Here is a 25,448-nt window from a genome sequence, read left to right on the forward strand (position 1 = left end):
AAACAGATTCCTACAACAAGTTTTCAAGCTTTTATAAAGCTCAAGATGACAATGGCCCGGAATGGTGCGGAAAAATCCGCCCGCTCCAGGCCACTATCGAATTCAGAATCAAACCTTATTCAGCAGCAGCCGGAAGTTTGATTGAACCACCAGCCTTTTCAACCTTTGCAACAGCAGCCTTGGAGGCACCTGCAACATCAAAGCTGACCTTGGTTTTCAACTCACCGTCCGAAAGCAAACGAACACCGTCTTTTTCACGACGGATGACGCCAGCTTCTTTTAGGCTCTTCTGGTCAATAGTCTTCTTGGCATCAAGCTTGCCCGCATCAATTGCCGTCTGGACACGACCCAGCGAAACAACATTGAAGCTTTTAGCAAAAAGATTGGTAAAGCCGCGCTTCGGCAAACGGCGATAAATCGGCATCTGGCCGCCTTCAAAACCGTTGATAGAAACACCCGAACGCGATTTCTGACCTTTTACACCACGACCGGCTGTTTTGCCCGAACCCGAACCAATACCACGACCAACACGTTTACGGTTCTTTGTTGCGCCTTCATTTTCACGCAGTTCATTCAACTTCATGATTTTTACTCCTGCGCTTAAATCAAGCCTCGTCCACAACACGTACGAGGTGCTGGACTTTGGCAATCATGCCGCGTACAGCAGGTGTATCCTGCAAAGTACTACGACGGTGCATTTTATTAAGACCCAAACCGATCAACGTTGCACGCTGAACAGCAGGACGACGGATGGGGCTACCGATCTGTTCGACCGTTACCGTCTTGCCCGTCTGAGACTTTTTCTCAGCCATTTTAAAAATCCTTCCCTGACAAGCCGGAGATTATTCTTCGCCACCGACCAAATGCTGGCGACGTGCCTGCAAGGTCGAATATTTAATTCCACGCTGAGCGGCGATGTCTTTAGGATGCATCTGGCGCTTCAACGCATCGAAAGTAGCGCGAACCATATTGTAAGGATTCGATGAACCCAATGATTTAGCAACAACGTCCTGCATGCCAAGGGTTTCAAAAACAGCACGCATAGGACCACCAGCAATAATACCGGTACCAGCCGTAGCCGAACGAAGCAGAACCTTACCGGCTCCATGACGGCCTTCAACATCGTGATGAAGGGTACGGCCAGAACGAAGCGGAACATAAATCAGCTCACGCTTGGCAGCTTCTGTTGCCTTACGAATAGCTTCCGGCACTTCACGTGCCTTACCATGACCAAAGCCAACGCGGCCTTTCTGGTCACCAACAACAACAAGAGCAGCAAAACCGAAGCGACGGCCACCCTTAACAACTTTGGCTACGCGATTGATATGGACAAGCTTGTCAACAAACTCGCTATCGCGCTCTTCACGACGTTCGTCGCGATTTTGACGTTCTTTTTGTGCCATTCCTCATTCCTTTTTCTTTTCCGGAAGCACTTGGTGAAAAAGCCTCTCTACCGAGAAGCTTTGCTATAAAACCGGCAACAATGCCGATTATATTCTTTAGAAGCTCAAACCACCTTCACGAGCGGCCTCAGCCAAAGCCTTGACACGACCATGATAAATATAAGGGCCACGATCAAAAACAACTTCCTTGACGCCGGCTTTCTTTGCACGTTCTGCAATAAGTTTGCCAACAGCAGCAGCAGCTTCTTTACCAGCACCGCTTTTCAAAGTTTTTTTCAGATCGCCATCCATTGTCGAAGCAGAAGCCACGGTATGGCCACGCAGATCATCAATGATCTGAGCATAAATATTGAGGTTTGAACGATGAACGCTCAAACGAAGACGACCATTAGCCACCTTCTTGACCTGACGGCGCACGCGCAACGCACGCTTGCGGAGAATTTCCTTAGACGAAGCCATGTTGCCGTTTCCTTACTTCTTCTTACCTTCTTTGCGGACAATACGTTCATCCGCATATTTAACACCTTTGCCCTTATAAGGCTCAGGACCGCGATATTCACGAATTTCAGCCGCAACCTGGCCAACCTGCTGCTTGTTTATACCAGAAACGACAATTTCAGTCGGCTTCGGTACAGCAACGGTAATACCAGCAGGAACTTCATAAACGACATCATGAGAAAAACCAAGAGAAAGCTGGATATTCTTACCCTGCATCGCAGCACGATAACCAACACCATTAATTTCAAGTTTCTTCTCAAAGCCGTCTTTTACACCCTGAAAGATATTCTCGATCATTGTGCGTGACATACCCCACTTTGAACGGGCGTCCTTAGATTCATCGCGCGGCGTAACCGTTACGGCATTTTCTTCGAACTTAACCAGAACTTCGTCATTAACAACGTATTCCAGCTCACCTTTAGGCCCCTTGGCCTTGACCGTCTGGCCTTCTACCGTGGCAGTAACGCCAGCAGGGACCTGAACGGGTTTTTTTCCAATACGAGACATTGTTTTCTAACCTGTTTTTTTCGAGCTAGCGACATCAGAAGATGCGGCAAAGAAGCTCCCCACCAACATTTTGTTCACGTGCATCATGATCAGCCATCACACCCTTAGGTGTTGACAAAATCGAAATGCCAAGACCATTCGCAACCTGCGGAATAGATTTGACCGAGACGTAAACGCGACGACCGGGCTTGGAAACACGTGAAATTTCACGAATAACCGGAGCACCTTCATAATATTTCAATTCGATTTCAATTTCGGACTTGCCGTTACCAAAATCAACCTGACTGTAACCACGAATATAGCCTTCAGACTGTAGAACATCCAAAACGCGTGCACGCAACTTGGAAGCTGGTGTCGACACTTTGGTTTTCTTACGACCAATAGCATTACGGATACGTGTCAGCATATCGCCGAGAGGATCAGACATAGACATCTTTAAATACTCCCCTTACCAGCTTGACTTGACAACACCGGGAATATGTCCCAGCGAGCCTAAATCACGCAATGCGATACGCGACATTTTCAATTTACGATAATAAGCGCGCGGACGACCCGATACTTCACAACGATTACGAATACGAACCTTCGCAGAGTTGCGCGGCATTTCTGCCAACTGGATCGATGCTTTAAAACGCTCTTCCAATGGAACCTTCTGGTCCATAACGATTGCCTTCAAACGGGCACGACGAGCAGAGTGGCTTTTAACCAACTTCTGACGACGCTTATTCTTTTCAACGGCACTTGTCTTGGCCATAACTTTACCTCGCTTCGCTTGCCGTTACGAACGGAAGGGGAAATTGAAAGCACGCAACAATTCACGTGCCTCATCATCCGTCTTCGCTGTCGTACAAACGATAATGTCCATACCCCAGATTTGATCAACTTTATCATAGTTGATTTCCGGGAACACGATATGTTCCTTGATGCCCATGGCAAAATTGCCGCGACCATCAAAGCTCTTGGGATTCAAACCGCGAAAGTCACGTACACGCGGCAATGCGATAGTGACCAAACGATCAATAAATTCATACATGCGGTCTTTACGCAAGGTTACCTTGGCACCCAGCGGCATATCTTCACGCACTTTAAAGGTTGCAATTGAATTGCGTGCATGCGTGACAACAGCTTTCTGACCAGCAATCATAGCCAAATCTTCCGCTGCAATTGCAGGCTTCTTAGAATCCGCAGTGGCTTCACCAACCCCCATATTGATAACAATTTTATCAATACGTGGAATCTGCATCTCATTCTCGTAGCCGAACTTTTCAAGAAGAGCCTTGCGGACAACTTCTTGATAATGCTTCTTCAGACGAGGCTCTTGTTTTTTCTCAGCCATCGATCTTTTCTCCCGAGCGCTTGGCAACACGAACCTTACTGCCATCCTTTTCAATACGGAAACCGACACGGGTCGGCTTACCGTCCTTGGGATCGGCAATTGCCAGATTAGACAGATGGATCGCGGCTTCTTTGGAAATAATTCCAGCTTCCTGTGTCTGCGTCTGACGTTGGTGACGTTTTACCATGTTGATACCACGAACGAGAGCTGAATCTTCCTTCGGGTTTACCTTGATAACTTCGCCATTGCGACCTTTATCTTTACCGGTCAGCACAACGACTTTATCGCCTTTACGAATCTTTTGCATCGTTGGCTCCTTATAGAACTTCTGGAGCCAGCGAAATAATCTTCATATGGTTCTTAGCGCGAAGTTCACGCGGAACCGGTCCGAAGATACGAGTGCCGATTGGCTCTTTCTTGTTGTCGACCAAAACGGCCGCATTCTTGTCAAAACGAATAACGCTACCATCAGGGCGACGAATATCCTTGGCAGTACGAACCACCACGGCTTTCATCACATCACCTTTTTTAACGCGTCCGCGCGGAATGGCTTCCTTGACGGAAACGACAATAATGTCGCCGACCGAAGCGTATTTACGCTTCGAACCGCCAAGCACCTTGATGCACATGACACGACGGGCGCCGGAATTGTCCGCGACGTCGAGGTTTGTTTGCATCTGTATCATGACTGGCTGCCTTCTCTTAATGTTTACGTCCGGCGGTGCCTTTGACACATCCGGACCTGCCTGTCAAACTCGATTTGAACATTTTGCCTTAAAAACAAGAAATCGGGACGCGAAAATGCGCCCCAAACTCTTTTTCCGGCAAAAAGCTCGGTTAATTACGTTCAGCCGTTATTGACGACGACCCAACGCTTATCTTTCGAAATCGGCTTTGATTCCTGAATAGAAACCTGATCACCAACTTTGAACTGGTTGTTTTCGTCATGCGCTTTGTACTTCTTCGACTGACGAATGATCTTCTGAAGCAGCGGATGCGCATAACGGCGCTCCACCTTGACCACAACAGTCTTGTCGTTCTTGTCGCTGACGACAACGCCCTGCAGAATGCGTTTCGGCATAGTATTAATCCTTAAGCCTTGCTTTCGGCCGCCTTCTGGCGGGCGATTGTTTTAATACGCGCAATATCACGGCGAACCTGTTTTACGCGTGCTGTCTTTTCCAACTGGCCTGTTGCTTTCTGAAAGCGCAAATTAAACTGCTCTTTCTTCAAATCAGCCAGTTGATCGTTCATTTGGTCGAGCGTTTGCGCCCGAAATTCTGCGGCTTTCATCGCTTAAACCTCTTTATTCAGCAATACGCTGGACGAAACGGGTTTTAATGGGCAGCTTTGCAGCACCCAAACGGAGTGCTTCACGTGCCACATCTTCGGGTACGCCGTCAAGCTCAAACATGATACGACCGGGAGCAACACGTGCTGCCCAATAGTCCACACTACCCTTACCTTTACCCATACGAACTTCCGTTGGCTTTGAAGTCACCGGAAGATCTGGGAAAATGCGGATCCACACACGACCTGCACGCTTCATATGACGTGTAATGGCACGGCGGGCTGCCTCGATCTGACGCGCGGTAACGCGTTCTGGCTCAACAGCCTTCAGACCGTAAGCACCAAAATTCAAGTCCGAACCACCTTTCGAAACACCGTGAATACGGCCTTTGAACTGCTTACGGAACTTTGTGCGCTTGGGCTGCAACATTGTTCTCTACTCCAAATCTAGGTTCCAACCACAAAAACTTAAGCGTTTTCGCGGCGGCGGTTCGTATTATTCGAACCCTGATTATCACCTTCGGTGGCACGACGCTCAGAAGCCATCGGATCATGCTCAAGAATTTCACCCTTGAAGACCCAAACCTTAACGCCACAGATACCATAGGCAGTCTTAGCTTCAGCTGTACCATAATCAACATCGGCACGCAGTGTATGCAATGGCACACGACCTTCACGATACCACTCCATACGCGCAATTTCAGCACCACCCAAACGGCCGGCACAATTGATACGGATACCTTCAGCACCAAGACGCATTGCAGACTGCACAGCACGCTTCATAGCGCGACGAAAAGCCACACGGCGTTCAAGCTGCTGGGCAATCGACTGGGCAACCAATGTTGCATCAATTTCAGGCTTACGCACTTCGACAATATTCAAAGATGTATCGACATTCGTCATATCTGCAATCTTACGACGCAGCTTTTCAATGTCGGCACCTTTTTTGCCAATAATAACACCCGGTCGAGCTGAGTGAATCGTAACGCGGCACTTTTTATGCGGACGCTCAATCACAACCTTGGCAATTGCAGCCTGCTTCAATTCGTCCATGACATATTCACGGATTTTCAAATCTTCATGCAACAGCTTGCCGTATTCACCGGTATCAGCATACCAACGAGAATCCCAAGTGCGGTTGATGCCGAGGCGAAGCCCAACTGGATTAATCTTCTGACCCATTATGCGGCCTCCCCTTTTTCCGAAACTTCACGGACAACGATGGTGAGATGCGAAAACGGACGCTCAATGCGACTTGCACGGCCACGTCCACGGACATGAAAACGCTTCATAACAATCGACTTGCCAACATGCGCTTCAGCCACAATCAGCGAATCAACATCGAGATCATGATTGTTTTCAGCATTAGCGATAGCCGATTCAAGTGTTTTCTTTACAGTTTCTGCAATACGTTTACGCGAAAAAGTCAAATCAGCAAGCGCTGTATTGACCTTCTTGCCGCGAATCATTGCAGCAACCAGATTAAGTTTTTGCGGACTGACGCGAATTGTACGGGCGACAGCTTTCGCTTCATTGTCTTTGAGCTGGCGGGGAGCCTTGGCTTTACCCATCGTTATTTCCTCTTCGCTTTCTTGTCCGCACCGTGCCCATAATAGGTACGGGTCGGCGCGAATTCGCCGAACTTATGACCAACCATTTCTTCAGAAACAGAAACAGGCACATGCTTGTTACCGTTATAAACACCAAAGGTCAGGCCGACAAACTGCGGCAAAATAGTGGAGCGACGGCTCCACATCTTGATGACCTCATTACGGCCGCCTGAACGTACCTTCTCAGCTTTCTTGAGAAGATAGCCATCCACAAACGGACCTTTCCATACTGAACGAGCCACTGGTAACTACCTCTCTTATTTCTTACGCTGATGACGTGAGCGCATAATGAACTTGTCCGTCGATTTATTCGAACGGGTCTTCTTACCCTTGGTCGGTTTACCCCAAGGTGAAACCGGATGACGACCACCAGATGTACGGCCTTCACCACCACCATGCGGGTGATCAACAGGGTTCATGGCAACACCGCGAACATGAGGACGCTTACCGCGCCAACGTGAACGACCAGCCTTACCATCATTGATATTGCCATGATCCGGATTGGAAACCGCACCGACTGTTGCATAGCAACTACCGGATACTAGACGCTGCTCACCGGAATTCAAACGCAAGATAGCCATACCCTGATCACGACCAACCAACTGGGCGTAAGTACCAGCAGAACGGGCAATCTGACCGCCCTTACCCGGCTTCATTTCCACATTGTGGATAATGGTGCCGACTGGCATATTGCCAAGAGGCATCGCATTACCTGGCTTGACGTCGGTATTGGCAGCTGCCAGAACCGTGTCACCAACAGCCAAACGCTGTGGAGCCAGAATATAGCTTAGCTCACCGTCTTCATAACGGATCAAAGCAATAAAAGCTGTACGGTTGGGATCATATTCAAGACGCTCTACCTTCGCCGGAATATCACGCTTGGTACGCTTGAAATCCACAAAGCGATAGGTGCGCTTGTGACCGCCACCCTGAAAGCGGGCCGTTACACGGCCTGCATTGTTACGACCGCCCTTTGACGACAGACCTTCGGTCAACGCCTTGACGGGCTTACCCTTATACAGACCTGAACGGTCAACAATAACAAGCTGACGCTGGCCCGGGGTGGTCGGATTATAGTGCTTAAGTGCCATTGTTCTTAACTCCGAGCCTCTTAAAGACCTGTAGAGACGTCGATTGTCTGGCCTTCAGCCAGAGTCACGATCGCTTTCTTAACATCACTCTGCCGACCAACAATGCCTTTAAAGCGCTTTACCTTACCCTTACGGGTGGTGGTGTTGACCGCTTTGACCTTGACGCCAAAAAGCGCTTCAACAGCAGCTTTAATTTCGGGCTTTGTCGCATTCGGCGCGACTTTAAACACAACCTGGTTATATTCTGAAACCATCGTTGCTTTTTCGGTAATAACCGGACTGACAATCACGTCATAGTGGCGAAGATCTGTCATTTGAAACGCTCCTCGAGGGCCTCGACAGCGGCCTTTGACAAGACCAGCTTACCGCGACGCAGAATGTCATAAACATTAATGCCCTGAACCGGCAGAACATCCACATTAGGAACATTCGAAGCGGCACGTGCAAAATTTACGTCAACTTCCTTACCGGCAATGAGCAGAGCATTGGTTAGACCGAGCTTTGCAAACTTGCCGTTCAGCAACTTGGTTTTAGCTTCCTTAATGGAAAGCTCATCAACAATGATCAAATCATTGGCTTTAGCCTTAGCTGAAAGAGCATGCTTGAGGCCAAGTGCGCGAACTTTTTTCGGCAGATCATGCGCATGATCACGGACAACCGGACCATGGGCCTTACCACCACCACGAAACTGCGGTGCACGACCGGAAGAGTGACGGGCACGACCAGTCCCCTTCTGTTTGTACATCTTAGCACCAGTACGCGAAACATCGGCACGACCTTGCACCTGATGTGTACCTTGCTGACGACGGGCAAGCTGCCAACGCACGACGCGCTGAAGCAGATCTTCACGCGGATCAAGACCGAACAATTCGTCCGACACCTTGAGTTTTCCGGCTTCCTTGCCTTCAAGTGTTGTAATCGTGAGATCCATTATTCGGCTCCCTCAGTTGCTGGGGCGTCGACAGGCGCATCTGCTACAGGAGCGGGAGCTTCTGTTGCGGCGGATTCTTTTTTAGCAGCATTGGCCTGACGCAGAGCAGCAGGTTTAGGCGCATTGTCGGGAAGCGCAAACTTCACAGCATCACGAACTAAAATCCAAGCGCCCTTTGAACCAGGAACAGCACCACGAACAAGAATAAGTCCGCGTTCGACGTCGGTGGAGACCACCTCTATATTTTGTGTTGTCACACGGGTAGCACCCATATGACCGGCCATCTTCTTGCCTTTGAACACCTTACCCGGATCCTGACGCTGACCGGTAGAACCGTGCGCACGGTGGGTAATGGAGTTACCATGCGAAGCGCGGTGACCACCAAAGTTATGACGCTTCATAACACCGGCAAAACCTTTACCGATTGTTGTCCCTGTCACATCAACCATCTGCCCAACAACAAAATGCTCGGCCGTGATTTCTGAACCAACATCAAGAAGATTGTCAGCACTAACACGGAACTCAGCAAGTTTTGCCTTGGGCTCTACACTAGCCTTAGCAAAATGACCACGCAAAGCCTGCGTTGTATTTTTCACCTTAGCTAGACCTACACCGAGCTGTACTGCGGTATAGCCATTTTTTTCAACTGTACGCTGGGCGACAACCTGACAATTTTCCATACGGAGAACTGTAACAGGCACGTGCTCGCCAGCATCATTATAGACGCGGGTCATTCCCAGCTTCTGTGCAATTACACCTGAACGCATCGGTTCGTTCCTTCTGTCCCCAAGCCCTAAAGCTTGATCTCGACATCAACACCAGCAGAAAGGTCGAGCTTCATCAGCGCGTCCACTGTCTGCGGCGTCGGATCAACAATATCAAGAAGACGCTTGTGTGTGCGCATTTCAAATTGCTCACGGCTCTTCTTGTCGATATGCGGCCCACGATTAACCGTGAACTTCTCAATCCGCGTTGGAAGCGGAATAGGTCCACGGACATTGGCGCCGGTACGCTTGGCGGTCGACACAATCTCACGTGTCGAGGCGTCAAGGATCCGATGATCAAACGCTTTCAAGCGAATGCGGATATTCTGACCGTTCATACTCTTCTTATCCTTGTCATGTCGAACACCCCCTCTACAAGGAGGTGTTCTTTATAACTCTAATTAATTAATTACTCGATGATTTTGGCGACGATGCCAGCACCGACGGTACGACCACCTTCACGGATAGCAAAGCGGAGCTTTTCTTCCATGGCGATCGGCACGATCAAAGCAACATCAACGGCAACATTATCACCAGGCATAACCATTTCTGTACCTTCAGGAAGCGTTACAATACCGGTAACGTCTGTGGTACGGAAATAAAACTGAGGACGATAGTTTGTAAAGAACGGCGTATGACGACCACCCTCTTCCTTCGTCAGAATATAGGCTTCTGCCTTAAATTTCGTGTGCGGTGTAACAGAACCCGGCTTAGCCAGAACCTGACCACGCTCAATACCATCACGTTCAACACCACGAAGCAGCGCACCGATGTTATCACCAGCTTCACCCTGATCAAGAAGCTTACGGAACATTTCAACGCCGGTGACTGTCGTCTTCGAAGTCGGACGAATACCGACGATTTCGATTTCTTCACCAACCTTGACAACACCACGCTCAACACGACCGGTTACAACTGTACCACGACCCGAAATCGAGAAAACATCTTCAATCGGCATCAAGAACGGCTGATCAACAGGACGTTCAGGTGTCGGAATATAAGCATCAACTTCGCTCATCAACAGACGAACAGCATCTTCACCGATTGTCTTATTGCTATCTTCAAGAGCAGCAAGAGCAGAACCCTTCACGATCGGAATTTCGTCTCCAGGGAAGTCATACTTCGAAAGAAGTTCACGAACTTCCAATTCAACCAATTCAAGAAGCTCTTCATCGTCAACCTGATCAACCTTGTTCAGGAACACAACAATCGCAGGAACACCAACCTGACGGGCAAGCAAAATGTGCTCACGTGTCTGGGGCATCGGGCCGTCAGCTGCAGAAACAACAAGAATAGCACCATCCATCTGCGCAGCACCGGTGATCATGTTCTTCACATAGTCAGCGTGACCAGGGCAGTCAACGTGTGCATAGTGACGGTTTTCTGTTTCATATTCAACGTGAGCTGTCGAAATCGTAATACCGCGTGCACGCTCTTCAGGAGCAGCATCAATCTGGTCATACGCCTTGAACTCACCAAAAAATTTCGTAATCGCCGCTGTCAGCGAGGTCTTACCATGGTCAACGTGACCAATCGTGCCAATGTTTACGTGCGGTTTATTACGTTCAAATTTACTCTTTGCCATCTGAGATCTCCATCTCTTGCCCTAGGGGCCTAAGTTTAAAGTTTATACACAATCAATTGATTATGCGTATTTTTTCTGAATTTCCTGAGCCACCACACTTGGTACCGGCTCATAATGATCAAACTGCATAGTATATTGCGCACGCCCCTGGCTCATCGAGCGAAGCGTATTCACATAACCAAACATATTAGCCAACGGAACCATTGCATTGACCACAGCGGCAATACCACGACTTTCCGTTCCGGAAATCTGACCACGACGGGAATTCAGATCACCAATTACATCACCCATATAATCTTCAGGTGTCACAACTTCGACCTTCATAATGGGCTCCAACAACTGAGCACCAGCCTTCTGAGCACCCTCACGGAAAGCAGCACGAGCTGCAATCTCAAACGCCAAAACAGAAGAGTCAACATCATGATAGGCACCATCAATCAAAGTTGCCTTCACACCCAACATCGGGAAACCTGCAAGCGGACCCGCACCCATGACGCTTTCGATACCTTTTTGAACACCAGGAATATATTCCTTCGGCACAGAACCGCCAACAATCTTGGAATCAAAGATAAAGTCATCACCCTCATGCGGCTCAAACAGAATCTTGACACGAGCAAACTGACCAGAACCACCCGACTGTTTTTTATGGGTGTAATCAATTTCAGCAGCCTTGGTAATCGTTTCACGATAAGCAACCTGCGGCTGACCAATATTAGCCTCAACCTTGAATTCACGTTTCATACGATCAACGATAATATCAAGATGAAGCTCACCCATACCAGCGATAATGGTCTGACCAGATTCTTCATCAGACTTGACACGGAATGAAGGATCCTCAGCAGCAAGACGATTAAGCGCAATACCCATCTTTTCCTGATCCGCCTTAGTCTTCGGCTCAATCGCAATCTCGATAACCGGCTCAGGGAATTCCATACGCTCAAGAATTACAGGCTTAAGCGGATCACAAAGCGTATCACCAGTTGTCGTTTCCTTCAAACCAGCAAGAGCTACGATATCACCGGCAAAAGCCTCTTCAATATCTTCACGTGAATTGGAATGCATCTGCAACATGCGGCCGATACGCTCTTTTTTGCCCTTTACGGTATTTTCAAGCGAAACGCCTTTATTCAACTTGCCGGAATAGATACGGCAGAAAGTCAACGAACCAACAAACGGGTCATTCATAATCTTGAAGGCCAACATTGAAAGCGGCGCATCATCTGAAGACTCACGTGTTGTTTCAGTTTCTGTCTTAACATCAATACCCTTGATAGCAGGCACATCAATCGGAGAAGGCAGATAATCAACAACAGCATCCAGAAGCGGCTGAACACCCTTATTCTTAAAGGCCGTACCGCAAAGAATCGGATGGAACTCAACATTAATAGTACCCTTACGGATCAACGCTTTCAACTGCGCTTCATCCGGCTCAGTACCTTCAAGATACGCTTCCATCGCCGCTTCATCAACCTCAACAGCCAACTCAACAAGCTTCTCACGATATTCCGCAGCTTTCGCCTGAAGGTCAGCAGGAATTTCGCCAATCGTTGCAGCAGCACCGATCGAACCATCCCATGTATGGGCCTTCATGGTGACCAAATCGATCACACCTTCAAATTCATTTTCCGCACCAATCGGAAGCTGCACAACAAGAGCCTTAGCACCAAGACGCGAACCAACCATCTCTACCGAACGGTAAAAATCAGCACCGATCTTGTCCATCTTATTGACAAAAACCATACGTGGAACACGATATTTCTCAGCCTGACGCCAAACAGTTTCAGTCTGCGGCTCAACACCGGCATTCGCATCCAGAAGAGCGATCGCACCATCAAGAACACGCAATGAACGCTCAACCTCAATCGTAAAATCAACGTGTCCAGGCGTATCAATAATATTGAAACGACGCTTCTTACCATCCTGACCTTCCCAGAAAGTGGTCGTCGCAGCAGAAGTAATCGTGATACCACGTTCCTGCTCCTGCTCCATCCAATCCATAGTGGAAGCACCATCATGGGTTTCACCAATTTTATGATTCTTACCAGTATAGAACAAAATGCGCTCAGTCATCGTTGTCTTACCAGCGTCAATGTGCGCCATAATACCGAAATTGCGGTAATCTTCAATTTTATATTCGCGGGCCATGATGTCTGCCTTCGATCCTTAAAACAATTCTTACCAACGGTAATGCGAAAATGCGCGGTTGGCTTCAGCCATACGGTGTGTATCTTCACGCTTCTTGACAGCTGCACCACGATTATTGGCAGCATCCATCAATTCACCTGACAAACGATCAACCATTGTCGTCTCGTTACGCGAACGAGCAGCAGCAATCAACCAACGGATTGCCAAAGCCTGACGACGATCGGGACGCACATCAACCGGAACCTGATATGTTGCACCACCAACACGACGAGAACGAACCTCTACATGCGGAGCAACATTTTCCAAAGCCTGATGAAACAGCGGAACCGGCTCGGACTTAGCCTTACCTTCAACCGCATCAAGCGCACCATAAACGATACGCTCAGCAACAGACTTCTTACCATCCAACATGATGGCATTCATAAACTTCGTGATAACCAGATCACCGAACTTCGGATCCGGATTAATTTCACGTTTTTCAGCTTTATGGCGACGGGACATATCTTAGTCTCTCACTCTTACTTCGGACGCTTCGCGCCATACTTGGAACGACGCTGCTTACGATCTTTAACACCTTGCGTATCAAGCACACCACGAATGATGTGATAACGCACACCCGGCAAATCCTTGACACGACCACCACGGATCATGACAACGGAGTGCTCCTGAAGGTTATGTCCCTCACCGGGAATATAACCGATAACTTCAAAGCCATTAGTCAAACGAACCTTGGCAACCTTACGAAGCGCGGAGTTCGGCTTCTTCGGGGTCGTTGTATAAACGCGAGTACAAACACCACGCTTTTGCGGATTCGCCTGCAAGGCAGGAACCTTATTACGCTTCCCCGGCACTGTGCGCGGCTTGCGGATCAACTGGTTTACGGTAGGCATTCAACCTTCCTCTTTCAAAACACAATTCTTACTGGCCTTGTTAGACCGCCAAACTTTCACACCCATAAGGGCAGCAGTTTTACTCATGCACAAAATCGGGCCACACCAAATTCTTGGCTTACCCGATTAAAAAGCAGAGGAAGCGTTACCACTTCATGCACCTTGCATATGTTTTTCAAAACTGCAAAACGAACCCTGTTTGAGACGAACTCCAGAACGCGGCGTTCCGGAAAAGCCTGACTCACATTGATCCAGTTGGCGTTCTGATAATAGTAAAGCACCATGCCGTCAAGCCATAAAGCGCAAAAAAGTTAAAGAATCTGGCCATCATCGGTATTTTTGATAAAAAAAGTAAAACTACACTGCCAATTATGTAGAAGAGGCGATCGATCGGCCCACTTCAAACAAGCATAGCGCATCAACCTTATAAATATGCAATGTGACAGAGCATTATTTCATAAAGGAAAATAGGCCCGACACGACCGAATCTCACCTTTTATACAGCCCCTGCCCTCTACCCACAATATTCAATGCAATCATCATTATGGGCATAGTTTTGTATTTTTCCAGCAAACGGCTTGCATCCCCAGACAGCAAACCATAAAACAGGCTATGAAAATAGCAACATGGAACATTGCCGGAATCAAGGCGCGACTCGAAACACTAACAAAATGGCTTCAAGAATTTGAACCCGATATTGTCTGCCTACAAGAAGTTAAGAGTGTTGACGAAAACTTTCCACGCGCCCCGATAGAAGCACTTGGCTACCATATTGAAAGCCATGGGCAAAAAGGCTTTAATGGCGTTGCCATCTTATCCAGAAAATCACCTGACGAGGTTTTTCGCGGCCTTCCAGGAGATGAAAATGACGAACAGGCCCGTTACATAGAAGCTGTATATTCTACAAATGGAGGCGTCATACGCGTTGCCTCTCTTTATCTACCGAATGGCAATCCAGTCGACAGTGATAAATATCCCTACAAATTGAAATGGATGGATCGGCTTTACGCACATGCAAAGACATTGCTTTGCCATGAAGAGCCTTTGGTGCTTGCAGGCGATTACAATATCATACCATCGCCCGAGGATGCCAAAAATCCTACTCAATGGATCAATGACGCACTTTTCTTACCGCAAAGTCGCGAGCGTTTTTTCCGTCTGATCAATCTGGGACTAATCGATTCTATCCGCGCTATCAGCGACGCGCCTCTTTATTCATTCTGGGACTTTCAAGCCGGAGCATGGCCAAAAGACAATGGCATTCGCATCGACCATTTCCTACTGTCACCAGAAGCCAGTGATTACCTGAAAAATGCCTTTATCCAAAGAGACATCCGGGGATGGGAAAAACCATCTGATCATGTACCTGTATGGATCGAACTTGATCTTTGATACGAATAGAATTCGTTCAGTTGATGATTACAGCATGACATGAGAATAAAACTCTTTTTTTATATCAAATATTTATGTTACATTAACAACAGATATTAAAGATCGCACTTATAATGGCGACTTTAATCATCAAAAACAAATGTAAACCAAGGAGAACATTCATGAAAAAAACCTTGTTGGCATTAGCCACTGCGGCAGCAATCGGGCTGACGGGTTCAGCCTATGCGCAATCCGGCGGCACACTGGACAAGATCAAAAGCAGCGGCGAAATCACGCTAGGCGTGCGCGAATCCTCCGGTCTGGCCTACGCTCTCGGAAAAGGCGAATATGTCGGTTTCCACACGGAAATGGCCCGCCAGATCATTGACGATATTTCCAAAAAAATCGGCAAACCGATCAAAATCAAATACCAGCCGATCACATCTGAAAACCGTATTCCTCTCGTTCAGAACGGAACGATCGACTTTGAATGCGGTTCGACAACCAACAACAAAACACGTGCAAAACAGGCCGACTTTGCCTACACAACCTATGTTGAGGAAGTGCGTATCGCAACGCGCAAGGATTCAGGCATTAAAAAAATTGAAGACCTGAACGGTAAAACCGTCGCAACCACCACAGGCACGACATCGGTTATCACATTGCGTAAAAACCAACGCGCCAAAGATCTTAAACTGACTGAAATCAACGGCAAGGATCATGCTGACAGCTTCCTGCTCCTTGAATCCGGTCGCGCCGATGCTTTTATCATGGACGGCTCTATTCTGGCTGCAAACATCTCAAAATCCAAAAATCCTGACAATTTTGTCATTCTGGATGAAGTTCTTTCTGTAGAGCCAATCGCATGTATGCTGCGCCTCAATGACGAAGAATTCAAAAAGGCCATTGACGACAGCATTGTCCGTCAGATCAAGGACGGCTCTTTGGAAAAACTCTATAATAAATGGTTCATGGAACCTATCCCGCCAACAAATACCATCGTTGGTCTACCTCTTTCCAAATCCACACGCGAAGCTTGGGAACACCCCAATGCCAAGCCGATGGAAGACTATCCTGAAAACAACCCACAATAAATTCTATCACTTGCAACAGGCCTGAGTATGTTTTATGCGCAGGCCTGTTGAAAATTTTGAACAGACAAATATTTAAGCCTGCTTGATATGTCGTTTGAAACATTGATGTATGTGAATATAAAGAGCCACTAAATGGATTTTTCTTTTCTATGTGACGATAGCCTGTTTCCGGGTGAAAAAATTCCCGGCTGTTTTGGCAGCGGAAATATCCAAACCAATCTGGATATGCTTCTCGAAGCTTTTATGAATACAGCCTTCTTGTCGATCACGGCACTCATTGTTGCCATCATATTCGGGATTATTATCGGCACAATCCGTACATTGCCAAACGCCAAGTTTTGGCCATTTATTGGCACCTTATGGGTAGAGCTTTTACGTAACGTCCCATTATTGGTACAATTATTCATCTGGTATTTTGTTCTACCTAAAATATTTCCGATCCTGCTTACAATCATGCCAGCTTATCTTCTGGTCATTATTGGGCTTGGTTGCTTTACATCGGCCAGAATTGCAGAACAGGTGCGCTCCGGCATAGAATCAATCCCACAAGGACAGCGCTATGCAGCTATGGCTGTAGGTTTCAGCACATTTCAAACCTATCGTTACGTATTATTGCCGCGGGCACTACGAACGATCATGCCCCCTCTTATTTCCGAATCCATGGGCATTATCAAAAATTCTGCCGCAGCCTTTGCCGTCGGCATTCCCGAACTATTACACAATGCACGACAGGCAACAGATACGACAAGTCTGCCAATTGAAAACTATTTTGCTGCGACCGTACTATATGTTCTGCTAGCCCTCATTGTTTTTGCCGTAATGGCATTGATCGAGCGGGCCATCCGCATTCCTGGCTTTAAATAGGATAAAAACATTATGAATCTTGATTTCAGCAGTTTTTCTCTTCCTATTCTTAGAGAATATATTCTAGCGGGCTTGCAATTCAGCATCGAGGTAACTGTTGTAGCAACCCTGCTTGGTCTCTTTTTTGGCACTCTTCTCGCCATGATGCGGCTTTCATCCTACAAAATTATATCCGCACCGGCGACAATTTATATTGTCGGCATGCGTTCGATTCCTCTCCTTATGGTGATTTTGTGGTTCTTTCTGCTCATTCCACTTATCACAGGCTATCCGATGGGTGATCGCTATTCAGCCTACATCACCTTTACTGCTTTCGAAGCCGCCTATTTTGCCGAAATCATGCGCGCCGGCATCAAATCGGTTGCTACCGGGCAGAATGGTGCCGCCCTCGCCTTAGGCATGAACTATTGGCAAAGCATGCGTATCGTTGTATTACCTCAAGCATTCAGAAACATGCTGCCGGTCCTATTGACACAAGTGGTCATCCTTTTTCAGGATACATCACTGGTCTATGTCATCGGGGCTTATGATTTGCTCAAAGGTTTTGAACAAATGGGTAAAAACTATGGCCGCGTTGAAGAATCATATCTGCTCGCAGCAATTGCTTATTTTGCTATCTGCTTTGTTTTATCCCTCGGTGTAAACAGACTTCAGAAAAAAGTCGCCATCATTCGCTAATAGGAGACCTCGATGTCCAACCATATGATTGAAATGAAAAATGTCTCCAAGTGGTATGGCAAATTCAATGTATTGAAGAATTGCTCGACCGGTATTGATAAAGGTGAGGTTGTTGTTGTCTGTGGGCCATCCGGCTCCGGCAAATCAACGCTGATTAAAACCATCAATGCACTTGAACCTTTTCAGGAAGGTGAAATCTGGGTCGATGGCATAGCTGTTCACGATAAAAGCACCAACCTGCCCAAACTGCGTAGCCATGTCGGCATGGTGTTCCAGCATTTCGAACTTTTCCCACATCTCTCGGTGATGGATAATCTAACCGTTGCCCAAATCAAAGTATTAAAGCGCAACAAAAGTGAGGCTGTCCAACACGGCCTGAAATATCTTGAGCGCGTCGGTCTGATTGATCACAAGGATAAGTTCCCGGGCCAGCTTTCAGGCGGTCAGCAACAACGCGTTGCGATTGCCCGTGCTTTGACCATGGATCCGATTGTAATGCTGTTTGACGAACCGACATCCGCGCTGGATCCTGAAATGGTCGGTGAGGTTCTTGATGTCATGGTCGGCCTTGCCCATGAAGGCATGACCATGGTCTGCGTCACCCATGAAATGGGCTTTGCCAGAAAAGTATCCAACCGGATTATTTTTATGGATGAAGGTGCAATCCTCGAAGATTGCCACAAGGAAGATTTTTTCGGCAATCCCGATGCCCGTACACCGCGCGCCAAAGACTTCCTGTCCAAGATTCTCAGCCACTAATCTATATTCCGAAAACCGCATCGGTTTTCGGAATATAAATGCTTCAAAAATAAGATTTGTAGATATGACATAAGCCTTTATGCCAAAAGCATAAACGCCCGAAACACTCTATTATTCTTACCCATTAAGAAAACTATGCGATTTAAAAATCAGAAGCCGTGATTGTCAACAATATCGGTTGCCAAAGAAATAGCGGTGCGACGATCGGATTCACCAACAATAGCAAAAGCCCGCTCCTGCATCGGACGAATCCATATCTGATCTTCCGGTTTTGCGCGTTCATAAGCGGCCGTCATCATGGCAAGTCCCCGCACAGTCTTACCAGCTTGAAAAAGCATATTGCCCAGCATAGCCTGCGCAGCAGGATTGCCTTTTTTAGCCGACTGTTGAAACCAGCGGGCAGCCTGTACCGAGTTTTTCTCGCCACCCTCTCCCGCAAGCAACATACGACCCAATTGGTACTGCGCCTGCGGATTGCCATAGTTTGTTGCAGCCTGAACATAAAGTCCACGCGCACGCGATAAATCGGCTTTCACAGGTGTTCCGGGAATCCCGCGTCTCAAATAACCGGCAATTTCAACAAGCGCATCCGAGACATAGGTCTCATTTTCCGACCCCGGATCAGCGCCATCATTAACAATTTTAACAAAAAACTGATAGGCTTGGTAATCATTCTCTGCGACACCATCACCATCGGCATACATACGTGCCAATTTCCAATTGGCACCCGGATGCCCCATTTCAGCCGCATAACGAAGCGCTTTGATTGCCTCATCCTTATGGCCGTTTTTATAAGCAGAAATACCACTTTTAAAAAAACTGAACGGACTTTCGCCATTATCATTTTTCTTAACATCAAGTGCATAGGCTTGAAAAACAGTGCATGACAGGGCAACCCCTGCCAATATTATTTTCCATTGCTGTTTGCATTTCATCATCGATAATCCTGACTTTTGCCCCTTGAAACCCTATTCCAAATAGGCATACTAGACAGTGCGCCGTATTTGTGGCGGGAAATAGGCGGCTTCAATTGATAAAATCCTATCATAGGAAATACATAAAAGCTGTTACACAAATGCAACAAATATGCCTCTCACCTGAATTGGTTAATATACATTCCCATATTACCCTATGCCCCAGTCCCTTTCCTCTTGACTTTTAAACTGTTTTTCATCTTTCTAGCACCGTCAAATGGTGGCAATAATGCACAGCACTTTTGGCATCCTATTAGTGAACTGTTTATCAAGAACGGAAATCATAAATGAAGAAACTGCTGTCAGCCGCATCGTTTATTTTCATCGGCTCTATTCTTTCGGCCTGCTCGACAACAAAAAATGACCAACCCGCCATTGATCCCGATACCGCACCTACCGGCTATTGGTATTTAAGTGACGATGGTGTGAAACATTGGCGTTCAATCCAGCCTGGCCAAATTCCACCACCACCTACTCCTGTCCATAAGAAATACGATAAAGATGTCGGTAACGGTAATAGCTAAAATATAAAGACTGTCATAAATCTATGACAGTCTTATAATATTTCAAAAAAGGTTTTGGATACGAAAAGTATTAATCCGGCCGCTTCAGCCAAGCCGTGTTAACGCGGTCTTCAATTTTTCACGTGCTGTTGTAAGCTCACTCAAACGTTCGCGTTCAGCTTCCACCACTTCCGGCTTGGCATTGCTAACAAATTTCTCATTGCCAAGCTTTTTATCAATTTTTTCAAGCTCATCATCAATCTTACCAATTTCTTTGGCAAGGCGGGCGCGCTCTGCATCAAGATCAATCAAAGCACCAAGTGGCAGACAGAAAGTCGCCTCCCCTAAGACAAGCTGTGCGGAAACAGTCGGCGCTTTATCTGCAAGCGTAATCGTATCAATACGCGCCAAACGCTTCAAAGCAGCTTCATGGCGGTCCAGTCTTTCACGCGTCAATACATCTGCATCAATGACCACAAGCGGCGCAATTGCACCGGCAGGCACATTCATTTCAGCACGTACCGAACGGATTCCTGTAACAGCATCAACTAGCCAGTTAATATCGTCAGCGGCCTCGGCATCTTTAAAATCAATATCCGGCCAAGCTGTAACTGCCAACATTTGATCCCGTTTCTGCCCCTCACCTGCCGTATGAGCCCAAAGCTCTTCCGTCATATAAGGCATGAAAGGATGCAGCAGTTTGTAAACTGCATCAAGAACAAACGCGACCGTATTTTGCGCCTCCTGCTTGGCATTTTCATCATCGCCATGGAAAACAGGCTTAAGCAGCTCCAGATACCAGTCGCATAAATTATTCCATGTAAAGCGATAGAGGTGGGAAGCTGCTTCATTAAATTTATAGGCTTCGATTGCCTCGTTTACAGCTTTCTGTGTATGGCTTAATTCCGTCAAAATCCAACGATTGACCGCCAGCTTTGTGTTTTCCGGCTTAAAGGAAGGATTGTGTGCCGCTCCATTCATTTCGGCAAAGCGTGTCGCATTCCATAGCTTGGTCCCAAAATTACGATAGCCGGCAATACGCGTCGGATCCAATTTTACATCACGCCCCTGCGCCGCCATGATTGCCAAAGTAAAACGCAAGGCGTCGGCACCATATTCATCCATCAACTCCAATGGATCAATAACGTTGCCTTTCGATTTTGACATTTTAGCGCCATGCTTATCACGTACCAACGCATGTACATAGACATCAGGAAATGGGACTTCACCCATAAAGTGGATACCCATCATCATCATGCGGGCAACCCAGAAGAAAATGATATCGAACCCCGTGACGAGAACGCTTGTCGGATAATAGGTTGTCAATTCCGGCGTTTTATCCGGCCAACCCAGAGTAGAAAACGGCCAAAGTGCCGATGAGAACCATGTATCCAACACATCCTCATCACGGGTTAACGGCACGGCTTTGCCATAATACTTCTGGGCCGAAGCCATGGCGTCGGCTTCGCTTTTCTCGACAAATATTTCACCATCAGGACCATACCATGCCGGTATCTGGTGCCCCCACCATAATTGACGGGAGATGCACCATGGTTGGATATTTTCCATCCAATCATAATAGGTCTTTTCCCAATTGGCCGGTATAAAACGGGTCTTCCCTTGACGAACCGCTTCAATAGCCGGCTTTGCCAGTTCTGCCGCATTGACATACCACTGGTCTGTCAGGAGCGGTTCAATCGGCACCCCACCACGGTCCCCGTGCGGTACCGTATGGGGATGGTCTTCAATATCCTGAAGATAACCACCTTCTTCCATCAAGGTAACAATTTTTTCACGCACGACAAAACGGTCCAACCGATCCAAAGAATCAATCAGAGCCTTCAACTCGTCATTAAGCACCAAACCATCAAGAAAATCCTCATTATCACGCAACAGGATTTCAGCCTTCTGGCTCATAATATTGATGGCTCTCAAACCTTGACGACGGCCAACCTCAAAGTCATTAAAATCATGGGCCGGTGTAATTTTTACAGCACCACTACCGGCTTCCGGATCAGCATAATCATCGCCGACAATTGCCAGTTTGCGCCCGACAAAAGGCAAAATCGCATTCTTGCCAATCACCCCCTGATAGCGTGGATCCTCAGGATGCACTGCAATGCCGGTATCTCCCAACATTGTTTCGGGACGGGTTGTTGCAACCACAATAAAGGTCGATGGATCATCGGGATTAAATACCTTGCCTTCCAATGGATAACGGAAATGCCACAAATGGCCTTTCATTTCCTTCTGTTCGACTTCCAGGTCGGAAATAGCCGTCAGTAATTTTGGATCCCAATTAACAAGCCGCTTATCCTTATAAATCAATCCCTGCTTATGTAATGTCACAAAGACTTCCAATACAGCCTTGGATAAACCTTCATCCATTGTAAAGCGCTCACGCGACCAATCGCATGACGCCCCAAGACGACGCAACTGATTGGCAATCATGCCGCCCGATTCATCTTTCCATTGCCAAACCCGTTCAATAAATTTTTCACGCCCAATATCATGGCGGTTCGGTTCTTTTTGCGCAGCCAACTGTCGCTCGACAACCATCTGTGTCGCAATACCGGCATGGTCCATACCCGGCTGCCACAATACATTTTTGCCTTTCATGCGCTGATAACGCACCATAATATCCTGAATAGTATTATTAAGCGCATGCCCCATATGCAACGAACCGGTCACATTGGGAGGCGGAATAACAATGCAGAAACTTTCGCTATCCTTGACCGCTCCGGCACCAGCTTTAAAAGCTCCCGTTTTATCCCAAGCTTGCGCAATACGCGGTTCTGTCTGTTGGGGGTCATAGTTTTTTTCAAGCATTTTATGATCCGGCATATAATAGATGACAATGATGCACTGCCTAAAAACAAAGCACCGATAAGCAATGGAATAGGTTAAAAGTGTTGATGACGCAAGACTGCGGCTATCAAAATAACCACGAGGGGAAAACAGCCCTCTATCTGCTTAAAGACCGGCTTTAAGCGCCTTGACCATCTCTTCACGTAAAAGACGCTCAATAAGGGTCGGCAGATTACGATCCATCCATGCGGAAATATAAGGGCGCAATATGTCATCGGCAACCAATCCAACAGCATCCGAAAAGCCGGGGCGTTGAATGGAACCAGAGTGATCAGACGTCTCTATTGGGGCCGCAGCATCATGATTAGTAACACCTTCCTTCATAGTGTTTTCATCATGAATCTTGTCATCACTTCCTTCACAAGCAGCAGAAGCATCTTCAACCGGCTGTGAATACGCCAATCCATTTTCATCAGCCACGACACCGGAATCTGCTGCGCCTTTAAGACCAATACGCTGTGCCAATGCATTCATAGCATCTTCAACGGAAACAGCAGCCTGTTCAGACTCAGGACTATCATTCCCATTCGCCGTATCAGCCATTATTGATGCCGATTTCGTCTGACATTCCGCTGCAGATAATGCTATGGGGGTGTTCTCATTGGCAAGAGCTGTAGATTCTTCAATGATCTCACGAATGGACGTCAGAATTTCATCCATTGTCGGCTCACGCAATGCAGCTGAACTTTGTGCCATATTTAAATCCGTATCAATATTATTATGCGCCACGAATCATGCGCTGGAATTAAGAATTTATAAAAATACGAAGGCAACAAAAAGCCAAGACTTCATATTTGCCTAACTACACACAGCTTTCATGCACAAAGACAATAAAAACGCCGGAATATCCGGCGTCTTGATAGATAGCAACAATATTTAACGCCCATCCGGCGTTTTAATTCCAATCCATTTGTTACGCACCTTGTCGTAATGTTCTTTCGGATCATATTTGGCAACCTGCAATCCTAGCTGATCAGCCGTAAGCTGCCCCAATGCCAATTTGACATTATAGCTGGTGATAACCACATCACGTTCTGCATTCACCAAAGCAACCTGCATATCAATCAACTGGCTACGTGAATTCAAAACATCCAATGTTGTCGCTTGACCAACACGGTTTTCCTGAATACGACCATCCAAAGCGATCTGGGCCGCCCGCACACTGTCACGATAAGCACTAACAGATGCCTTGGCTCCGTCAAAAGCCGCCCATTGGCCGACCAATGTCTGGCGCACAACGTCCTTTGCAACATCAACCTCGATGCGGGCCTGACCAAGCTGTTCCTTAGCTTGTCGTATCTGTGCCGATGTTCTGCCACCCTGATAGAACGGTACAGTAACCTGCACACCAACCGAATTGGAACGACCGGCACTACCCGGACCATTATAAACCTGATTATAAGATGTGCTGGCTGACAAATCGACCTGCGGCAGCAATGCACCTTCATTCGCTTTCACATTATAGCTACTGGCATCGACGGCATATTGGGCACCCAAAATGGAAGGATGATTGGCCAAAGCCAGATCAAGGCCACGGTCAAGACTTTTGGGAATAGATTTGAGGACTTCCGGTCGTGATAATTTATCGGGCATATCGCCAATAACTTGCTGGTAAACAGCCTCGCGCGACTTAACATCGGCAACAGCCATACTCAATTCCGACACAGCACGTGAACGGGCTGCTTCTGACTGTGCAAGATCTGTACGCGTTCCTTCACCCACTTCCAACCGCGCACGATCTGAACGAACCTGCTCTTCAAGTGCCGCAAGGTTTTCACGACGCAAAGCTGCAATACGCCGTGCCGCATAAACATCTGCATAAGCACCGGCGGCATTATTCAGCTGGTTCTGTTCCTCATTACGCAAAGCTTCGCGCTGCGCCTGTGCCTTGGCTTTTGTTGCCTCGACATTGTTATAGGTCTGAAAGCCGTCAAAGAGCTTCTGGTTCAGCTGGATACCGAGAGAACCAACTGTCGAATAGTAGGTTGTCGTCGCACTACGCCCGCGTGAATAGGCACCAACACCTTGAATAGTCGGCCTAAAACTCGACTTGGCAATAGCAATATCTTCATCGGTAATACGCACACCGGCACGTGACGAATTCAACGTCGAATTATTGGCATAAGCTTTTGCAAGTGCTTCCTGTATTGTATCGGCATTCGCAAAAGTACTGCTCAACGCTGTACTTGAGAGAACCAAAGCAGTCAAAAAAGCCTTTTTTATTGTCACCACGGACTTTACCTCTTTTTTAGTCAGCACCTGACTTCCCCGATATGTGAAGACACAT

35 protein-coding genes are annotated in these 25,448 nt (G+C 47.3%); 6 read left to right on the top strand and 29 right to left on the bottom strand.

Annotated elements, in window-relative coordinates:
- Positions 1-115: 115 nt before the first annotated feature.
- The 25 genes from rplO to rpsL all read right to left on the bottom strand — a co-directional run bounded on the left by rplO (position 116) and on the right by rpsL (position 14,050).
- The gene (gene rplO / locus ACYZ97_RS05575; protein WP_473300477.1) at positions 116-583 is read right to left on the bottom strand and encodes a 50S ribosomal protein L15; all 468 of its coding nucleotides are present in this window, start codon (positions 581-583) and stop codon (positions 116-118) included.
- A gap of 22 nt (positions 584-605) precedes the next feature.
- Entirely contained in the window at positions 606-812 is a 207-nt protein-coding gene (rpmD, locus tag ACYZ97_RS05580) for a 50S ribosomal protein L30 (RefSeq protein WP_473300478.1), read from the bottom strand.
- Positions 813-842: 30 nt separating this feature from the next.
- Entirely contained in the window at positions 843-1,403 is a 561-nt protein-coding gene (gene rpsE / locus ACYZ97_RS05585) for a 30S ribosomal protein S5 (protein WP_473300479.1), read from the bottom strand.
- A gap of 96 nt (positions 1,404-1,499) precedes the next feature.
- On the bottom strand, positions 1,500-1,862 hold the full coding sequence (rplR, locus tag ACYZ97_RS05590; RefSeq protein ID WP_473300480.1) for a 50S ribosomal protein L18: 363 nt from the start codon (positions 1,860-1,862) through the stop codon (positions 1,500-1,502).
- Between the two features lie 12 nt (positions 1,863-1,874).
- Positions 1,875-2,408 carry a 50S ribosomal protein L6 gene (gene rplF / locus ACYZ97_RS05595; RefSeq protein ID WP_473300481.1) on the bottom strand — a complete coding sequence of 178 codons (534 nt, stop codon included), beginning with the start codon at positions 2,406-2,408 and terminating at the stop codon, positions 1,875-1,877.
- A gap of 34 nt (positions 2,409-2,442) precedes the next feature.
- Positions 2,443-2,841: a 30S ribosomal protein S8 gene (rpsH, locus tag ACYZ97_RS05600; protein ID WP_473300482.1), complete on the bottom strand. Its 399-nt coding sequence runs from the start codon at positions 2,839-2,841 to the stop codon at positions 2,443-2,445.
- Between the two features lie 15 nt (positions 2,842-2,856).
- On the bottom strand, positions 2,857-3,162 hold the full coding sequence (rpsN, locus tag ACYZ97_RS05605; protein WP_473300483.1) for a 30S ribosomal protein S14: 306 nt from the start codon (positions 3,160-3,162) through the stop codon (positions 2,857-2,859).
- A gap of 24 nt (positions 3,163-3,186) precedes the next feature.
- On the bottom strand, positions 3,187-3,744 hold the full coding sequence (gene rplE / locus ACYZ97_RS05610; RefSeq protein ID WP_473300484.1) for a 50S ribosomal protein L5: 558 nt from the start codon (positions 3,742-3,744) through the stop codon (positions 3,187-3,189).
- Positions 3,737-4,051 (bottom strand): 50S ribosomal protein L24, encoded by a 315-nt coding sequence (rplX, locus tag ACYZ97_RS05615; protein ID WP_473300485.1) that lies wholly within the window; start codon positions 4,049-4,051, stop codon positions 3,737-3,739. Before rplX ends, rplE begins: the two co-directional genes overlap by 8 nt.
- Before the next feature lie 10 nt (positions 4,052-4,061).
- The gene (gene rplN, locus ACYZ97_RS05620; RefSeq protein WP_047144810.1) at positions 4,062-4,430 is read right to left on the bottom strand and encodes a 50S ribosomal protein L14; all 369 of its coding nucleotides are present in this window, start codon (positions 4,428-4,430) and stop codon (positions 4,062-4,064) included.
- Positions 4,431-4,591: 161 nt separating this feature from the next.
- The gene (gene rpsQ / locus ACYZ97_RS05625; RefSeq protein ID WP_473300486.1) at positions 4,592-4,825 is read right to left on the bottom strand and encodes a 30S ribosomal protein S17; all 234 of its coding nucleotides are present in this window, start codon (positions 4,823-4,825) and stop codon (positions 4,592-4,594) included.
- 11 nt (positions 4,826-4,836) lie between these two features.
- Positions 4,837-5,037 (bottom strand): 50S ribosomal protein L29, encoded by a 201-nt coding sequence (gene rpmC / locus ACYZ97_RS05630; RefSeq protein ID WP_473300487.1) that lies wholly within the window; start codon positions 5,035-5,037, stop codon positions 4,837-4,839.
- A gap of 13 nt (positions 5,038-5,050) precedes the next feature.
- The gene (gene rplP / locus ACYZ97_RS05635) at positions 5,051-5,464 is read right to left on the bottom strand and encodes a 50S ribosomal protein L16 (RefSeq protein WP_473300488.1); all 414 of its coding nucleotides are present in this window, start codon (positions 5,462-5,464) and stop codon (positions 5,051-5,053) included.
- Positions 5,465-5,502: 38 nt separating this feature from the next.
- Entirely contained in the window at positions 5,503-6,216 is a 714-nt protein-coding gene (rpsC, locus tag ACYZ97_RS05640) for a 30S ribosomal protein S3 (protein ID WP_473300489.1), read from the bottom strand.
- Positions 6,216-6,605, bottom strand: a complete 390-nt coding sequence (gene rplV / locus ACYZ97_RS05645; protein WP_473300490.1) for a 50S ribosomal protein L22 — start codon at positions 6,603-6,605, stop codon at positions 6,216-6,218. Before rplV ends, rpsC begins: the two co-directional genes overlap by 1 nt.
- A gap of 2 nt (positions 6,606-6,607) precedes the next feature.
- On the bottom strand, positions 6,608-6,886 hold the full coding sequence (rpsS, locus tag ACYZ97_RS05650) for a 30S ribosomal protein S19 (protein ID WP_473300491.1): 279 nt from the start codon (positions 6,884-6,886) through the stop codon (positions 6,608-6,610).
- Between the two features lie 15 nt (positions 6,887-6,901).
- Positions 6,902-7,735 carry a 50S ribosomal protein L2 gene (gene rplB, locus ACYZ97_RS05655; RefSeq protein ID WP_473300492.1) on the bottom strand — a complete coding sequence of 278 codons (834 nt, stop codon included), beginning with the start codon at positions 7,733-7,735 and terminating at the stop codon, positions 6,902-6,904.
- A gap of 20 nt (positions 7,736-7,755) precedes the next feature.
- The gene (locus tag ACYZ97_RS05660; RefSeq protein ID WP_473300493.1) at positions 7,756-8,049 is read right to left on the bottom strand and encodes a 50S ribosomal protein L23; all 294 of its coding nucleotides are present in this window, start codon (positions 8,047-8,049) and stop codon (positions 7,756-7,758) included.
- Entirely contained in the window at positions 8,046-8,666 is a 621-nt protein-coding gene (gene rplD, locus ACYZ97_RS05665; protein ID WP_473300494.1) for a 50S ribosomal protein L4, read from the bottom strand. Before rplD ends, ACYZ97_RS05660 begins: the two co-directional genes overlap by 4 nt.
- Positions 8,666-9,433 carry a 50S ribosomal protein L3 gene (rplC, locus tag ACYZ97_RS05670; RefSeq protein WP_473300495.1) on the bottom strand — a complete coding sequence of 256 codons (768 nt, stop codon included), beginning with the start codon at positions 9,431-9,433 and terminating at the stop codon, positions 8,666-8,668. The genes rplD and rplC overlap by 1 nt, the downstream gene beginning before the upstream one ends.
- A 26-nt stretch (positions 9,434-9,459) precedes the next feature.
- On the bottom strand, positions 9,460-9,768 hold the full coding sequence (rpsJ, locus tag ACYZ97_RS05675) for a 30S ribosomal protein S10 (RefSeq protein ID WP_007477064.1): 309 nt from the start codon (positions 9,766-9,768) through the stop codon (positions 9,460-9,462).
- Between the two features lie 71 nt (positions 9,769-9,839).
- A complete protein-coding gene (gene tuf / locus ACYZ97_RS05680; RefSeq protein ID WP_473300087.1) occupies positions 9,840-11,015 on the bottom strand; it encodes an elongation factor Tu in 1,176 nt (391 codons plus the stop codon).
- Between the two features lie 60 nt (positions 11,016-11,075).
- A complete protein-coding gene (fusA, locus tag ACYZ97_RS05685; protein WP_473300496.1) occupies positions 11,076-13,160 on the bottom strand; it encodes an elongation factor G in 2,085 nt (694 codons plus the stop codon).
- A 30-nt stretch (positions 13,161-13,190) separates the two neighbouring features.
- Positions 13,191-13,661 carry a 30S ribosomal protein S7 gene (rpsG, locus tag ACYZ97_RS05690; protein WP_473300497.1) on the bottom strand — a complete coding sequence of 157 codons (471 nt, stop codon included), beginning with the start codon at positions 13,659-13,661 and terminating at the stop codon, positions 13,191-13,193.
- A gap of 17 nt (positions 13,662-13,678) precedes the next feature.
- Positions 13,679-14,050 (bottom strand): 30S ribosomal protein S12, encoded by a 372-nt coding sequence (gene rpsL, locus ACYZ97_RS05695; RefSeq protein ID WP_473300498.1) that lies wholly within the window; start codon positions 14,048-14,050, stop codon positions 13,679-13,681.
- 612 nt (positions 14,051-14,662) lie between these two features.
- On the opposite strand from rpsL, the gene xth reads away from it, so the two are divergent.
- From xth to ACYZ97_RS05720, 5 genes are all read left to right on the top strand, one after another.
- Positions 14,663-15,442: an exodeoxyribonuclease III gene (gene xth / locus ACYZ97_RS05700; RefSeq protein WP_473300499.1), complete on the top strand. Its 780-nt coding sequence runs from the start codon at positions 14,663-14,665 to the stop codon at positions 15,440-15,442.
- A gap of 161 nt (positions 15,443-15,603) precedes the next feature.
- Positions 15,604-16,515 (top strand): transporter substrate-binding domain-containing protein, encoded by a 912-nt coding sequence (locus ACYZ97_RS05705; RefSeq protein ID WP_473300500.1) that lies wholly within the window; start codon positions 15,604-15,606, stop codon positions 16,513-16,515.
- Between the two features lie 132 nt (positions 16,516-16,647).
- Positions 16,648-17,379 (top strand): amino acid ABC transporter permease, encoded by a 732-nt coding sequence (locus ACYZ97_RS05710; RefSeq protein WP_473300501.1) that lies wholly within the window; start codon positions 16,648-16,650, stop codon positions 17,377-17,379.
- A gap of 12 nt (positions 17,380-17,391) precedes the next feature.
- A complete protein-coding gene (locus ACYZ97_RS05715) occupies positions 17,392-18,057 on the top strand; it encodes an amino acid ABC transporter permease (protein WP_473300502.1) in 666 nt (221 codons plus the stop codon).
- A gap of 12 nt (positions 18,058-18,069) precedes the next feature.
- Positions 18,070-18,816: an amino acid ABC transporter ATP-binding protein gene (locus ACYZ97_RS05720; RefSeq protein WP_473300503.1), complete on the top strand. Its 747-nt coding sequence runs from the start codon at positions 18,070-18,072 to the stop codon at positions 18,814-18,816.
- Between the two features lie 149 nt (positions 18,817-18,965).
- On the opposite strand, the gene ACYZ97_RS05725 is transcribed toward ACYZ97_RS05720, so the two are convergent.
- Positions 18,966-19,751: a tetratricopeptide repeat protein gene (locus ACYZ97_RS05725; RefSeq protein ID WP_473300646.1), complete on the bottom strand. Its 786-nt coding sequence runs from the start codon at positions 19,749-19,751 to the stop codon at positions 18,966-18,968.
- A 326-nt stretch (positions 19,752-20,077) separates the two neighbouring features.
- Here ACYZ97_RS05725 and ACYZ97_RS05730 point away from each other — a divergent pair, with 326 nt between their 5' ends.
- Complete coding sequence (locus tag ACYZ97_RS05730) at positions 20,078-20,314, top strand: hypothetical protein (RefSeq protein ID WP_473300504.1); 237 nt, start codon at positions 20,078-20,080, stop codon at positions 20,312-20,314.
- Between the two features lie 84 nt (positions 20,315-20,398).
- Here the strand turns inward: ACYZ97_RS05730 and ACYZ97_RS05735 are convergent, their stop codons facing one another.
- From ACYZ97_RS05735 to ACYZ97_RS05745, 3 genes are all read right to left on the bottom strand, one after another.
- Positions 20,399-23,122: a valine--tRNA ligase gene (locus tag ACYZ97_RS05735; protein ID WP_473300505.1), complete on the bottom strand. Its 2,724-nt coding sequence runs from the start codon at positions 23,120-23,122 to the stop codon at positions 20,399-20,401.
- A gap of 144 nt (positions 23,123-23,266) precedes the next feature.
- On the bottom strand, positions 23,267-23,857 hold the full coding sequence (locus tag ACYZ97_RS05740; RefSeq protein WP_473300506.1) for a DUF2497 domain-containing protein: 591 nt from the start codon (positions 23,855-23,857) through the stop codon (positions 23,267-23,269).
- Positions 23,858-24,037: 180 nt separating this feature from the next.
- Positions 24,038-25,393, bottom strand: a complete 1,356-nt coding sequence (locus tag ACYZ97_RS05745) for a TolC family outer membrane protein (RefSeq protein ID WP_473300507.1) — start codon at positions 25,391-25,393, stop codon at positions 24,038-24,040.
- Positions 25,394-25,448 lie beyond the last annotated feature (55 nt).

This window comes from Bartonella sp. bp_1 (assembly GCF_055808085.1).

What these genes read in the sequence shown, in the direction of transcription:
- rplO (WP_473300477.1), bottom strand. Translation starts at nt 583, where the DNA reads ATGAAGTTGAATGAACTGCGTGAAAATGAAGGCGCAACAAAGAACCGT.
- rpmD (WP_473300478.1), bottom strand. Translation starts at nt 812, where the DNA reads ATGGCTGAGAAAAAGTCTCAGACGGGCAAGACGGTAACGGTCGAACAG.
- rpsE (WP_473300479.1), bottom strand. Translation starts at nt 1,403, where the DNA reads ATGGCACAAAAAGAACGTCAAAATCGCGACGAACGTCGTGAAGAGCGC.
- rplR (WP_473300480.1), bottom strand. Translation starts at nt 1,862, where the DNA reads ATGGCTTCGTCTAAGGAAATTCTCCGCAAGCGTGCGTTGCGCGTGCGC.
- rplF (WP_473300481.1), bottom strand. Translation starts at nt 2,408, where the DNA reads ATGTCTCGTATTGGAAAAAAACCCGTTCAGGTCCCTGCTGGCGTTACT.
- rpsH (WP_473300482.1), bottom strand. Translation starts at nt 2,841, where the DNA reads ATGTCTATGTCTGATCCTCTCGGCGATATGCTGACACGTATCCGTAAT.
- rpsN (WP_473300483.1), bottom strand. Translation starts at nt 3,162, where the DNA reads ATGGCCAAGACAAGTGCCGTTGAAAAGAATAAGCGTCGTCAGAAGTTG.
- rplE (WP_473300484.1), bottom strand. Translation starts at nt 3,744, where the DNA reads ATGGCTGAGAAAAAACAAGAGCCTCGTCTGAAGAAGCATTATCAAGAA.
- rplX (WP_473300485.1), bottom strand. Translation starts at nt 4,051, where the DNA reads ATGCAAAAGATTCGTAAAGGCGATAAAGTCGTTGTGCTGACCGGTAAA.
- rplN (WP_047144810.1), bottom strand. Translation starts at nt 4,430, where the DNA reads ATGATACAGATGCAAACAAACCTCGACGTCGCGGACAATTCCGGCGCC.
- rpsQ (WP_473300486.1), bottom strand. Translation starts at nt 4,825, where the DNA reads ATGCCGAAACGCATTCTGCAGGGCGTTGTCGTCAGCGACAAGAACGAC.
- rpmC (WP_473300487.1), bottom strand. Translation starts at nt 5,037, where the DNA reads ATGAAAGCCGCAGAATTTCGGGCGCAAACGCTCGACCAAATGAACGAT.
- rplP (WP_473300488.1), bottom strand. Translation starts at nt 5,464, where the DNA reads ATGTTGCAGCCCAAGCGCACAAAGTTCCGTAAGCAGTTCAAAGGCCGT.
- rpsC (WP_473300489.1), bottom strand. Translation starts at nt 6,216, where the DNA reads ATGGGTCAGAAGATTAATCCAGTTGGGCTTCGCCTCGGCATCAACCGC.
- rplV (WP_473300490.1), bottom strand. Translation starts at nt 6,605, where the DNA reads ATGGGTAAAGCCAAGGCTCCCCGCCAGCTCAAAGACAATGAAGCGAAA.
- rplB (WP_473300492.1), bottom strand. Translation starts at nt 7,735, where the DNA reads ATGGCACTTAAGCACTATAATCCGACCACCCCGGGCCAGCGTCAGCTT.
- ACYZ97_RS05660 (WP_473300493.1), bottom strand. Translation starts at nt 8,049, where the DNA reads ATGACAGATCTTCGCCACTATGACGTGATTGTCAGTCCGGTTATTACC.
- rplD (WP_473300494.1), bottom strand. Translation starts at nt 8,666, where the DNA reads ATGGATCTCACGATTACAACACTTGAAGGCAAGGAAGCCGGAAAACTC.
- rplC (WP_473300495.1), bottom strand. Translation starts at nt 9,433, where the DNA reads ATGCGTTCAGGTGTAATTGCACAGAAGCTGGGAATGACCCGCGTCTAT.
- rpsJ (WP_007477064.1), bottom strand. Translation starts at nt 9,768, where the DNA reads ATGAACGGTCAGAATATCCGCATTCGCTTGAAAGCGTTTGATCATCGG.
- tuf (WP_473300087.1), bottom strand. Translation starts at nt 11,015, where the DNA reads ATGGCAAAGAGTAAATTTGAACGTAATAAACCGCACGTAAACATTGGC.
- fusA (WP_473300496.1), bottom strand. Translation starts at nt 13,160, where the DNA reads ATGGCCCGCGAATATAAAATTGAAGATTACCGCAATTTCGGTATTATG.
- rpsG (WP_473300497.1), bottom strand. Translation starts at nt 13,661, where the DNA reads ATGTCCCGTCGCCATAAAGCTGAAAAACGTGAAATTAATCCGGATCCG.
- rpsL (WP_473300498.1), bottom strand. Translation starts at nt 14,050, where the DNA reads ATGCCTACCGTAAACCAGTTGATCCGCAAGCCGCGCACAGTGCCGGGG.
- xth (WP_473300499.1), top strand. Translation starts at nt 14,663, where the DNA reads ATGAAAATAGCAACATGGAACATTGCCGGAATCAAGGCGCGACTCGAA.
- ACYZ97_RS05705 (WP_473300500.1), top strand. Translation starts at nt 15,604, where the DNA reads ATGAAAAAAACCTTGTTGGCATTAGCCACTGCGGCAGCAATCGGGCTG.
- ACYZ97_RS05710 (WP_473300501.1), top strand. Translation starts at nt 16,648, where the DNA reads ATGGATTTTTCTTTTCTATGTGACGATAGCCTGTTTCCGGGTGAAAAA.
- ACYZ97_RS05715 (WP_473300502.1), top strand. Translation starts at nt 17,392, where the DNA reads ATGAATCTTGATTTCAGCAGTTTTTCTCTTCCTATTCTTAGAGAATAT.
- ACYZ97_RS05720 (WP_473300503.1), top strand. Translation starts at nt 18,070, where the DNA reads ATGTCCAACCATATGATTGAAATGAAAAATGTCTCCAAGTGGTATGGC.
- ACYZ97_RS05725 (WP_473300646.1), bottom strand. Translation starts at nt 19,751, where the DNA reads ATGAAATGCAAACAGCAATGGAAAATAATATTGGCAGGGGTTGCCCTG.
- ACYZ97_RS05730 (WP_473300504.1), top strand. Translation starts at nt 20,078, where the DNA reads ATGAAGAAACTGCTGTCAGCCGCATCGTTTATTTTCATCGGCTCTATT.
- ACYZ97_RS05735 (WP_473300505.1), bottom strand. Translation starts at nt 23,122, where the DNA reads ATGCTTGAAAAAAACTATGACCCCCAACAGACAGAACCGCGTATTGCG.
- ACYZ97_RS05740 (WP_473300506.1), bottom strand. Translation starts at nt 23,857, where the DNA reads ATGGCACAAAGTTCAGCTGCATTGCGTGAGCCGACAATGGATGAAATT.